This is a genomic window from Acidocella sp., assembly GCF_028687955.1.
Lineage (GTDB): Bacteria > Pseudomonadota > Alphaproteobacteria > Acetobacterales > Acetobacteraceae > Acidocella.
Map to the genome: position 1 here is coordinate 1 of NZ_JAQTZC010000071.1, position 11280 is coordinate 11280.

The following is an 11280-nucleotide window of genomic DNA, read 5'->3' on the forward strand; positions in this document are numbered from 1 at the left end:
GCCACCGGCACCGGCTCACCCGGCTCCACATGGCGATACACCGCGCGCGCCAGCGGCGGCGCCTCCACCACCGGAATCCCAAACCCCCGCCCCCGGCTGATAATTTCCGCCGCCAGCAGTCCCACGCCCTTGGCCAGCAACAGCGGCGCACGGTCCACCCCCCGGCGGTAGCGTATAGCCACGGCATAATGCGTCGGGTTCACCACGATCACCGAGGCTTCCGGGATTTTCTGCATCTGCCTTGCCCGCGCCAGCTTGCGCGCCAGCATCCGCTGCCGGCCGCGCACCTCCGGGTTGCCCGCCGAGTCCTTCATCTCCTCGCGGATTTCATTGTCAGACATCCGCAGCTTCTGCCGGTGCAGCCAATATTGCAGCCCCATATCCCCCGCCGCCAACACGGTGATCACGGCGCAGATCGCCAAGATCACCTGCAAGCAGAGCGCCACCACCGGCCCAGCGCCAGGGCGGGGGCTGGCCGCCAGCGCCGCCAGCGCCGGTTCGCGCGCCAGGATCATCTGTGTACCCACCCCGCCGATGACGATGAACTTTAACAAGGCCTTGAAGGTCTCGCTTGTGCCGGATTTGGAGAATAACTGTCCCAATCCATGCGCCGGCATCAGCTTGGAGAGATCGGGCCTGAGCAATTCCAGGCTGAACACCCAGCCGCCGGAAAGCACGCTGGCCACCACGGCCACCCCCGCGATCAGCAGCAGCAGCGGCCCGATCTGCGCCCCCACCGTCAGGCTCCAGCCCGCCGCCGCCTCTGGCCGCGCCGTTCCCGCCGCCGCCAGCCAGGCCGCCACATCCCCCTGCAACCGCTCGCCGATCCCGGCCGCCGCTCCCAGCGCCAGCATGGTCACAATCACCACCACCGCCGCTTTCGGTAAATCCGTCGAGCGGGCGACATCCCCGCGCTCCGCCGCCTGTTGCAGCCGCCGTTTGGTTGGGCCGTGCTGCTTTTCGCCGCTGCCCTCAGCCATGGCGGCCGAGCATATCGTTCAGCACGCCGGTGCCCACCCGCAGCAGCTGTTCCATGTCATGGCCGAGGTACAACACCGCCCCCGAGAACACCCACAACCCGGCCAGAATCAGCAGGGGAAAGCCAATGGTCAGCAGGTTCATCTGCGGCGCGAATACGGAGGTCAGTCCCACGGTCAGATTCACGCATAACGATACGGCCAGCACCGGCATCGCCAGGATCACGGCGGAGCTCAAGAGCGTGCCCCCTAACGCCGCCAGCGCGCTCCAGCTGCCGCTGCCGCCAACACCCACGCCATGCTGAAACGAATGCGCCAGCGCCGCAAACAGCCATAGCGGCCCGCCCGCCGCCATGTAACCCAGCATCGCGGCCCAGAGCATGATATCGTAGAGTACTGGCGTCATCCCCGGGGACTCCCGGAACTGCAACTCCGCAAAGCTCAGCCCCATGGCCAGGCCGGCAATTTCGCCCGCGCCCGCCACGGCGGAAACCACAATCTGCATAACCATGCCGAGCATCGCGCCAAAGGCGATCTGGGCCAGCCCGGTATAAATCGCGATTAGCGGATCGCCAGGGAAGGGGGGCAATCCCGGCAGCCAGAGCGCCAGCGCCGCCGCCATCGCCGCCGCCAATGCCGCCTTCACCATGCCGGGGATCAGCGGCGAGCCATAAACCGGCGCGGTGAGCAGCAGCCCTGTGATCCGCAGAAACGGCCATAAAAAATGGCCCAGCCAGAGCATCACCTGCGCTTCGCTCAGGACCATGTCTGATGCACCAGCCCCGGCGCATGGGTGATGAGCGTTATCGCGAAATGCTCGAACACGCCCAACGCGCCAAATCCACCAAACAGCCCGATCGCGATCATCGCGAATATCTTTGGCAACAGGCTGAAGGTCGTATCCTCGATCTGGAACGCTGATTGAAAAATCGCCGTCACCAGGCCGATCGCCAGCAACACCATAACAATCGGCGTCACCGCATCCAGCTCCACCGCCAGCGCCAGATGCAGCAGTTGCAGATAAAGCGGCATTACGGCGGCAGCACGAAACTGTTCGCCAGCGTGCCCAGCACCAGCACCCAGCCATGAATCGAGACGAACATCAACAGCTTCAACGGCAGTGAGATCAGCGTCGGCGAAACCATGATCATGCCAAGCGACATCAACACCGATGCCACCGCCAGATCGATCAGCACAAAGGGCACATAAATCAGAAAACTGATCTGGAACGCCGTCTCCAGCTCCGATGTCGCGAACGCCGGCACCAATACCGTCATCGGCACATCCTTTGGCGTTGCATAATGCCCGCCGCTCAAATCCACGAACAAATGCAGCGGCGCCTTGCGTGTCTGCGCCAGCATGAAATTCTGCTCCGGCCCCTTCGCCGCCGCCACCGCCTGATTAAAGCTGATCTGCCCGGCCAGATACGGGTCAATCGCCAGGGTCTGCTCCTGTTGTATCACCCCACGCATCACAAACACGCTCAGCGCCAGCGCCAGCGCCGACAGCACCATGTTCGGCGGCGTTGTCTGCAATCCCATTGCCTGGCGCATCACCGACAATACAATGATAATCCGCGTAAAGCCGGTCATCAGCAGCAATATGCCCGGCAAGAAGGCCAAGCCGGTAATCACCAGCAGCGTCTGCACATCCAGCGAGTAGGAGGCGCCGCCGCTGCCCGTCACCTCTTTCATCAGCGTCAGCCCCGTGGGCATCGCCGCATGCACTGGCGCGGCGGCCAGGCCCAGAGTCAGGGCGAACAGCCCTCTATTCATGCCCGTCAATCCGGCCAATGGCCGAGATCCCCCCACGGCTGACGCCGAGCAGAAACCTGTGCCCCTCCACCTCGGCGATCACCAGCGTATTATGCCCGCCAAGACCGCGCACGGCGGCAATATGAATGGGTGACTGCCCCACCGCCCGCCGCCCCCATGCCGTGCCGCGCAACCGGCGCAACAGAAACGTGGCGACCAGCAGTACGCCAAAAATCACGCTGATCGAAAGCAGCGACGATGCCACGAGCTGAATGCTAGGGCTTTCCAACACCCTAGTCCTGCACGACAAGATTAGTGATATACGCGGCAGTGAACGGATTCACGGGCTTAAAATCCGTGTTTTTTTCGAGCACCTGATTTGAGATCGCCAGGCAGTTCGCCGTAAGCTTCGTCCGTGTTGCCGGGTCCTGCAGTGTTTTCTGCGTCTCGTTCATCACCAGGTTGATGACATCCGCCTTGACGATCGGCAGCAGCGAGGTGAAAGCCGCCACCGCATCAGGGTCAGTGGTCGCGAACTGAATTCCAAACTGCACATAAGAAGTCGCGGGCTGCCCCACATCGGCGGGGATGCTCACCACCATATTATCAAGCTCCGCGAACAGTAGCGGCTTAGGCGGCACAACCTGTTTCACGTCAGCCGTCTTGTTCTTCCCGTGGTGCAGAAAAATCACCGCCCCGCCAATCCCCCCGCCGAGCACTACGAGCGCGATGCCGCCAAAGATCAGAATTTTCTTGAGGTTCATGGAATCTCCCGCAAATATACAAAATTAAACCGCTGTCAGCAGCGATTCGAACATCGTATGCGCGGCGCTGATCGCCTGCGCCGCTGCCTGATACGCTTGTTGGTAATTGGTCAGCGTCACCGCCTGCTGGTCCGTGCTCACGCCCGCCACCGTCTGCAAATTCGTCGTTGCGGTGGTCACCTGCCCGGCCGTCGCGGTGCTCAGCTGCTGCGCCGCCTGTGCATTGGCGCCGAGCGAGGTGCCAAACCCCACAACGGCCTGCTGCATTGTGCCTGACGCCGTGGTGCCAGCGGCGGTCCATTGTGCGGCCATGCGCGTGGCATTGCTGCCGCTGTTGCTGCCCCCTGGCGTCAGCGTGAGCGTATCGCCCGCTGCCGGCGTTCCGTTTATAGGCAATTGCCAATACTGCCCCGAAGCCGCCCCCGCCGGATACGCGATCGCCAGCACCTCCCCCGTGCTTCCCAGCGTTCCATTGGTAATTGCCGTGCCTGGGCTGGCCGTGGTTGCTACCGTATAGGCCGTGGCGGAAGTAAAATTCACCTGCAAGTTCTGCCCGAAATAACTGGCGGGAATTACCGCGGCGCCGCTCGCGGGCGTGCTGCTTACCGTATCAACCCCAGCGCTCACATTGCCGCCATTGCTGTTCAGTATCGCGCCACTACTCTGCAAAACCCCAGGCGTCGCCGCATACGGGTCCGCCGCGGCAATATCGTTCGGGGTGGTGGCGCTCACCGCAATCCCGCTTGCCGCATTCGGCGCGGGGTTGAGTATGAACTTGTCGCCGTTCGCGGGTGTCCCGCTGATCGCAAGAGTCATCCCGGCAAAACCTGGCGGCGTGCCGGTTGGTGTATAGCTCTGCCCGCTCGCCTGGTTTGTCGCGGTCCAGGCGCCGCCGCTGTAGCTCAGCAAAAATGGTCCGCCGTCAATCGGCAACGCGCGGGCGTTGTTGATCTGCGCCGTTATGCTGGCGCTGCCGGCATTGGCGGCATTCGCGGTCATGCTCGGTGCCGGCACGGAGAATAGCGCGCCCCCCTGCGTGCCCGTCGGCGTCAATCCCTGTGCCTGCGCGGTGTTCACCGTATTGGCAAATATCGCCGCAATGGTGCCAAGGCTCTGCAACGCCGCGCCACCGGCCTGATATGTATTGATACTCGCGCCAATCGCGCCATCGGCCGCGCTCGCACTCACCTGGGTATTGCTGTTTCCCGCGGTCAGGCTTGGAACCGGTGAGCTATTGTTCACTTGTAGAGTCTGCGCCCCGCTCTGGTCGAGCAGCACGGTGCCGCCGGTTGTCACAATCACAGAACCATTCGCCTGCGGCAGCGCGTTCACTGAAATCAAACTGGAGAGCGAGTTCAGCGCCGCCTGCTGCTGGTCAAGCAGGCTGGGGCTGTTAGGGGCGCTGATCAGGCTTTTGTTGATAACCGCCAACTGTCCCAGCAGATTGTTCGCTGAGGTCACGCTCTGCTGCAACACCGCCCCCGCGCCACTCACCGCCCCGTTAATAACCCCGGCAGCGCTCTGGAAAGATCCAACAACCGTCTGGGCATCGTCCAGAACCGTCTGGCGCTGTGCCGCGCTGGCCGGGCTGGCGGCCAGTGTACCGATATCCTGAAAAAACTGGTTGATTGATGTCTGTACATTGCCGTTATTGGTCAGCGCGTTGGAAATCGCGGTGAGTGATGATGCCTGGTTGCTTGCCGCTTGCGAGGCGCTGTTGGCCGTGCGCAGCAGCCCGGCGGCAAATCCGCTGGCGGCGCGCAATATCTGCGGCGCCTGCACGCCGTTGCCCGGCTGCCCCGGGGTGCTAACGGCGGTGGTGGAATTTACGGTCTCCGCCGTATATCCCGGGGTCGTCACATTCGCCAGATTGTTGGAAACAGTGCTGATCTCGGCTTCAAATAATTTCAGCCCGCTCAGCGCCGTGTTCATCGCGCCGGTAATTCCGCTCATAACGCACCTGCCTTGCTCTGCTCTGGCGGCGCATTCCCCGCGCCCTGGGCCGCCCCGCCGACGGCCTGCAACACCTGCGCCATCAACGGAGATTGCGAAATACTAATGATTTTCGCCGCGTAATTCGTATCCGTCGCATAGCCGTCATGTTGCAGCGCCCCGGCAAATCCGGCCACGGTATTCTGCCCCACCGCAGCCTGAAACCCCGATTGTATCTGGCCGACATAATCCGAAATGCTGGCGCTCAGGCTTGTATAATCACGAAACGTGGAAGTCTGGGGCACCAGCACGCCATCCACCATCTCATGCGTCGCCCGGCTGGTTCCCGTCTCGCCATCCACGGCCTTTATCCCGAACAGATTATGCCCCGGCGCGGCCGCTCCCCAGCCGGTTTCCAGCACGCTCTGCGCCAGCAGCGCCACCGGCGGCACGCCAAGCTGCTGCGCAGCGGCCTGAATCTGCGGCCATACGGCCTTGGCAAAACTTTTCGCCTGGCTGAGCAAGTCTCCGGCCTGGCGGGTCTGCGCGGAAGCCGCCTGTGCGGCCTCCGGCATCGCCTGTATGTCAGGCGCGGCGGCTGTCACCGGCAGCGCGGGCATCGTCCCCGGTGCGCTGCTCCCGCCGCCACCCACCTGGCGCGCCGCCGCTGCCGCCAACGCGGTATCATATTTGCCAAAATCATTCTGCGCGACATTCCAAAGGAACATGCTCTGGAAATTATCGCCCCCGGTCCCAAGCGTGTCAGCGCTCATTCCGCTCTTGTTCAATTCCGAGAGCATCTCATACCAAAGCATCCCGGTCATATGCTTCACAGCCTCACTCAGCCCCGGCTGCGGCGTGGTGGTGTTCAGGCTGCTTTGCCCGAGGTTTGTTACCAGCGCCATCATATCACCTTGATCGTGCCGTTGATCGCGCCGGCCTGCTTGAGCGCCTCGATGATCGCGATCAGATCCGAGGGTGTTGCCCCCACCGCGTTCAGCGCGGCGGCCACATCCTGCAAGGTCGCCGCGCGCGGCAGGTTGATAACATCGGCCTTGGGCTGCTTGGCGCTCACCGCCGTATTCTGCACCGCCACGGTGGAGCCGTTGCTGAACGGCCCCGGCTGGCTCACCCCGGTGGTGGTCTGGATGTTCACGGTCAAATCGCCATGGCTCACCACCGCTGGCCCCAGCGTCACCCCGGCATTCATCACAATCGTGCCGCTCTGCGCATCCACGATGATCGTGGGCGCCTGCGCCGGCGGCGTAATCGGCAGCGAGAGCACCCCGGCCATGAAGCGCATCGGGTCTCGCCCCTGTGCGGTCAGGTCAATTTCTCCCGGCGAGGTCGCATTCGCCGTTCCGCTGCCGTAGCGGGCGTTAATCACATCGGTAATCTGCTGCGCGGTCTGGAAGCTCGGCGTATCCAGCAGCAGCGCGCTCATGCCGTTAACATTGTAATCCGCCGGGATCGTGTTGGCCAAAATCGCCCCCCCCGGCAGCGATCCCACCGTCGGCACATTCACGCTGGTCGAGGTTCCCCCCGCGCTGCTGGCAAATCCGCTCACCAGCAATGGCCCCTGCGCCTGCGCGTAAACAACGCCGTTTCCTCCGCGCATCGGCGTCGGCAACAAAACGCCACCCGCGAGCGAGGCCGCATTGCCCACCGCTGAAACCGTGACATCAACCCGCTGCCCCGCATGCGCAAACGCCGGCACCTCGGCCGTCACCATCACCGAGGCCACGTCGTTCGGCTGCATGGACGTCACATTTGGCAACGAAATTCCCATGTTGCGCAGCATGTTGAGGATGGATTGCTGCGTGTAAGGCACTTCCGTTGTCTGGTCGCCCGTTCCTGGCAGCCCCACCACAAGCCCATAGCCGTAAAGCTGGTTGGTCGGTGCGCCCGCAACCGTCACCAACTGGTCGATCGTCGTGCTGTCAGCCCGTGCCATCGCCGCGCAAAACACCGCCAGCATCAGCCCAAAACAGAATTGCCGCCCCGCGCGCCTCAAAACGGCGAGACCTTGGTGAGAATCTGCTGCAACCAAGGCACCTGATGCGCGCCATTAATCGGCCCGTTGCCAACATACTGCACGTTCATATCCGCCACGTTATTGGAGCTGATAGTGGTGTTGGCGGCAATATCATCCGGGCTGGCATAGCCGGTCACCACAATACTGGTGACATTGCCGTTGATATTCACATTCGTCCGCCCCGCCAGCGCCAGCGTGCCGTTGGGGTCCACATGCGTGATCACCGCCTCAACCTGGCCGGAGATATTGTCAGAGGCCGCCGCCGTTCCCGCGCCGGTATATTGCTGGTCAGAGGTCGCGCCGACCGAAGGCGAAAACGCGCTGCCGTTCAAATGCCCAAAGCTCAGCGGCACACCCATGAAGCTGGTCAGCGCATCGTTGAGCGTCCCAGTGCGCTTCAACGCAGCGTTATCCGTATTATCCGCCGTTGCGCTGGTCACGATGTTGATCGTCACCAGATCCCCCGGCCGCCAGTCCCGCCGCGGCTCATAGAGCGAGCCGGAAGTGGAGGCCGGAAACACTGAACCATCCATGGCCGCCTGCTGCGGCTCCACATTAATGGGAAACGCCGCCGGCTCCACCAGCGCCGCCGCCGTGGGCGGTTTGGTGGCGCAGCCCGCCAGCACGTACAGCCCCGCCAGCACAACGCCCCGCCCGAACATGCCGGCCATCCGCCTCATGCGCCCGCGGCAGCCTGGGCCAGATAGTTGAGCTGGTTGTCTATGGCCGATGCCGCCTGCGTGCCAAGCTGATAAGCCCGCTCGGCAGAGATCATATTCACCATCGCCTGCACCACATCCACATTGGAGGATTCCAGATAACTCTGGTTCACCGAGCCCAGCCCGTTGCTCTGCGGCGCCCCGGCAATCGCCGTGCCGCTTGATGTCGTGCTGGCGAACAAATTTCCACCCAAAGGCTGTAACCCCTGCGGGTTCACGAAATTCGCCAACTGAATCTGCCCCACCTGCGTCGCGGCGGAAGACCCGGGCGTGGTGATGGAAACCGTCCCATCCGTGCCAATGGTCACACTCGTCGCATTCGCGGGAATGGTGACGTTCGGCAAAACCTGATACCCGCTGGAATTCACCAGCTGGCCGTTCTGGTTCAACTGGAACGAGCCGTCGCGCGTATACGCCGTCTGGCCATTTGGCTGCAAAATCTGGAAATACCCGTTGCCATTGATCGCCAGATCCAGCGGATTGCCCGTGCTGGTCAGCGTTCCCTGCGTCAGCGTATCCTTGATGGACGCCACCTTCACCCCGGTGCCCACTTCCAGCCCGGATGGATAAACAGTCGTCCCGGTGGAATTCGCCCCCGGCTGAATCCCGTCCTGATACAGCAACGACTGGAACTCAGGCGTCTCCGACTTGAAGCCCGTGGTATTCACGTTCGAGAGGTTATCCGCGATCGTGTTCATCATCATCTGGCTGGCTTGCAGCCCCGTCGCGATGGTATCGAGTGCATGGTTCATCGGTCTGCTCCGCTGGCCTGCCACATCATCATGGCCCCGCCGGTTAAGTGATTTGCTGTCACGGCGCTCACCCCTGCGCCAACAGCGCATTAAGGTCCGCCGCGCTGTTGCCCTGGGATTTCATCAGATCCGTCTGCGTCTGATACGAGCGGCTGTCCGCGATCAGCTGCATCATGCTCTGGATCGAATTGACATTGCTGCCGTTCAGATAGCCCTGATGCAGCGAGCCATTGGTGGCGGTGCTCAGCGTCACCCCTGCCGGCGGGCTATAAAGCGTCCCGCTCAGCGGTGTCAGAGTCCCAGCCGGTGTGCCCACCAAGTTTATCTGCCCATAAACCTGCGCCGGTCCGCCGGGTGAACTCGCGGGCACGCCCGAAACAGTGCCATCCGTGCCGATTTCCAGCTTGGCCAGGTTCGGCAGGCTAATCGGCTGCCCACCCACGCCCAGCACCGGATTCCCGGCCGAATCGGTCAATATCCCGGCATTGGAGATGCTAAGCGACCCGTTGCGCGTTAACGCCGGGCCGCTGCCCGTCTGCACCTCCAGCCAGGCATTCCCGCCCAGCGCCACGTTCATCGGGTCGCCGGTATGTTGCAAGCTGCCCTGTGTCAGGCTTGGCCCTGGCGTCAGCACCACGGCATCCGCCCCGGTGGGGGCATTGCCGCCTTGGTAATTGGCAGCCTCCGTCACCGCCTGCACAGCGGCGTAGCCGGGCGTCTGCTGGTTGGCGAGGTTGGCCGAAAGCGCCTGCATCTGCGCGTTAATCGCCTGCAGCCCCGCCATGCTGGTGTAGAGAGATGGACCAGCCATGGCTTAAATCTGCACCAGCCGCTGGCTGTCCTGCTGCTCGGTCTGAATTACCGATGTATTGGCTTGATACGCCTGCTGGTACTGGATCAGCGACACCAGCAGCGAGGAGGTGGACGCATTGGAAGCCTCCAGATTTCCCCCGCTCAGCGTCCCCGCCAGCCCGGTGCCGGGTGTGCCGACAACTGGCTGCCCGGAGGTTGCCGATGCCGAGAACAGGTTCCCCGTAATCGGCGTCAGCCCTTCCTGATTTATAAAATTCGCCAGCGCCAGCGAACCCGAACTTACCGTCTGCCCGTTGGTATAGGTTGACTGCACCGCCCCGTTCGCCGCCAGCGTGGAACCGCTGTAGCTGCCAGGCGCGTAGCCGTTATTGGTGATCCCGGCCACCGAGAAACTCTGCGCCGCCAGCGTGGTGCCGGTCAGGTTAAAGGCAATGGAGGAATCGGCCGCACCATTGCCCCAGTTCACATTCAGCGTCGCCGGACTGCCGCTGCTCAGCGCCCCGGCCGAGGTAAAATTCAGAGTGGTCAGCGTCTGCGGTGTTCCGGCATTGGTGCCATTGGCAAGCTGCGGCTGCGCATACACGGTCCAGCTGGGCACCGCGCCGGCCGTTGCCGCCGGATTTTGTGCGAAATACAGTCCAATCCGGTTGGCATTGCCCAGCGAGTCATAACTCACCACCGAAGTTGATTGGTCGTAGGAAGCGCTGTCGCTGGCGCTGAAGGCCGTTCCCGCGGGAATCACCGGATCGCCGGAGTTCAAATTCAGCGTCAAACCCAGATTGCTCGTGGGATTCGCCCCCATGGACCCGGTGTTGATCGTAATCGGCCCCAGCGTGCTGCCCAGCGCGCCGCTGGCGGTCTGCGTATAGCCCAGCACATTCGAGCCGCTGGCGGTCACCAGCTGGCCCGAGGAATTAAGTTGAAATGCGCCGTCGCGGGTATATTGCTGCGTGCCGTTCGTCTGCACCACGAAATACCCGTTGCCCTGAATCGCCGCATTCAGCGGATTGCCGGTCGCGGTCAGTGCTCCTTGCGTCAGGTCGGATGAAATCCCCTCCAGCGCCGTGCCAATCCCCGGCGCCTTGCCCGCGCCGGCCGGATAAATATCCTGGAACAGCGCCGTCTGGCTTTTACTCACCAGTCGGCAATATAGGCGACACTTGGTGCTTTGAAGAATGAACGGATGAGGTCTGGCAAGCGGCGAATTTCGGCGAGCTGTGCTTCGACTTTATCGCGCAATTTTTCGCCTTTGCGTAGTGGATTTCTGGCAACGCCGGTTCGCTTCATATGGCTCCAGACCAATTCGTCCGGGTTTAGCTCCGGCGCGTAGCCAGGGAGGACGTGCATGGTCAGACGCCCTTTCGTTGAAGCCACATAATCTTTGACGAGCAAGGTCTTATGGGCGGGCAGGCCGTCAACCACCAAGTGCACGGGTCTTTTGCGGCCCCGCATCATTTTCTTCAGCAAAGTTACGAAAAGCGCGGCCGTGAGGCCACCCTGATAAGTGCAATACCAGAAGGCACCACGATCATTG

At 62.5% G+C, this 11280-nt stretch carries 14 protein-coding genes; all 14 read right to left on the bottom strand.

Annotation, left to right across the window (positions count from 1 at the left end; all coding sequences use genetic code 11):
- On the bottom strand, positions 1 to 980 hold a 980-nt coding region (locus tag PHE40_RS09300; protein ID WP_299961088.1), incomplete at its 3' end, for a flagellar biosynthesis protein FlhB.
- Positions 973 to 1743 carry a flagellar biosynthetic protein FliR gene (locus PHE40_RS09305; protein WP_299961090.1) on the bottom strand — a complete coding sequence of 257 codons (771 nt, stop codon included), beginning with the start codon at positions 1741 to 1743 and terminating at the stop codon, positions 973 to 975. The genes PHE40_RS09300 and PHE40_RS09305, both read right to left, overlap by 8 nt.
- On the bottom strand, positions 1734 to 2009 hold the full coding sequence (locus tag PHE40_RS09310) for a flagellar biosynthetic protein FliQ (RefSeq protein ID WP_299961092.1): 276 nt from the start codon (positions 2007 to 2009) through the stop codon (positions 1734 to 1736). Before PHE40_RS09310 ends, PHE40_RS09305 begins: the two co-directional genes overlap by 10 nt.
- The gene (fliP, locus tag PHE40_RS09315) at positions 2009 to 2752 is read right to left on the bottom strand and encodes a flagellar type III secretion system pore protein FliP (protein ID WP_299961094.1); all 744 of its coding nucleotides are present in this window, start codon (positions 2750 to 2752) and stop codon (positions 2009 to 2011) included. Before fliP ends, PHE40_RS09310 begins: the two co-directional genes overlap by 1 nt.
- Positions 2745 to 3020: a flagellar biosynthetic protein FliO gene (locus tag PHE40_RS09320; RefSeq protein WP_299961096.1), complete on the bottom strand. Its 276-nt coding sequence runs from the start codon at positions 3018 to 3020 to the stop codon at positions 2745 to 2747. The genes fliP and PHE40_RS09320 overlap by 8 nt, the downstream gene beginning before the upstream one ends.
- A 4-nt stretch (positions 3021 to 3024) precedes the next feature.
- A complete protein-coding gene (fliL, locus tag PHE40_RS09325) occupies positions 3025 to 3495 on the bottom strand; it encodes a flagellar basal body-associated protein FliL (RefSeq protein ID WP_299961098.1) in 471 nt (156 codons plus the stop codon).
- A gap of 24 nt (positions 3496 to 3519) precedes the next feature.
- Positions 3520 to 5448, bottom strand: a complete 1929-nt coding sequence (locus PHE40_RS09330) for a FlgK family flagellar hook-associated protein (protein ID WP_299961100.1) — start codon at positions 5446 to 5448, stop codon at positions 3520 to 3522.
- Positions 5445 to 6332 (bottom strand): glycoside hydrolase family 73 protein, encoded by an 888-nt coding sequence (locus tag PHE40_RS09335; RefSeq protein ID WP_299961103.1) that lies wholly within the window; start codon positions 6330 to 6332, stop codon positions 5445 to 5447. The genes PHE40_RS09330 and PHE40_RS09335 overlap by 4 nt, the downstream gene beginning before the upstream one ends.
- Positions 6332 to 7405, bottom strand: coding sequence for a flagellar basal body P-ring protein FlgI (locus PHE40_RS09340; protein ID WP_299961105.1), 1074 nt, complete (start codon positions 7403 to 7405; stop codon positions 6332 to 6334). The genes PHE40_RS09335 and PHE40_RS09340 overlap by 1 nt, the downstream gene beginning before the upstream one ends.
- Positions 7406 to 7437: 32 nt before the next feature.
- Positions 7438 to 8142: a flagellar basal body L-ring protein FlgH gene (locus PHE40_RS09345; protein WP_299961107.1), complete on the bottom strand. Its 705-nt coding sequence runs from the start codon at positions 8140 to 8142 to the stop codon at positions 7438 to 7440.
- Positions 8139 to 8933, bottom strand: a complete 795-nt coding sequence (gene flgG / locus PHE40_RS09350; protein ID WP_299961109.1) for a flagellar basal-body rod protein FlgG — start codon at positions 8931 to 8933, stop codon at positions 8139 to 8141. Before flgG ends, PHE40_RS09345 begins: the two co-directional genes overlap by 4 nt.
- 67 nt (positions 8934 to 9000) lie before the next feature.
- Positions 9001 to 9744 (bottom strand): flagellar hook-basal body complex protein, encoded by a 744-nt coding sequence (locus tag PHE40_RS09355; protein WP_299961111.1) that lies wholly within the window; start codon positions 9742 to 9744, stop codon positions 9001 to 9003.
- A gap of 3 nt (positions 9745 to 9747) precedes the next feature.
- A complete protein-coding gene (locus tag PHE40_RS09360) occupies positions 9748 to 10884 on the bottom strand; it encodes a flagellar hook protein FlgE (protein WP_299961113.1) in 1137 nt (378 codons plus the stop codon).
- The coding region (locus tag PHE40_RS09365) for a transposase (RefSeq protein WP_299961115.1) at positions 10881 to 11280 on the bottom strand (400 nt) is incomplete at its 5' end. The genes PHE40_RS09360 and PHE40_RS09365, both read right to left, overlap by 4 nt.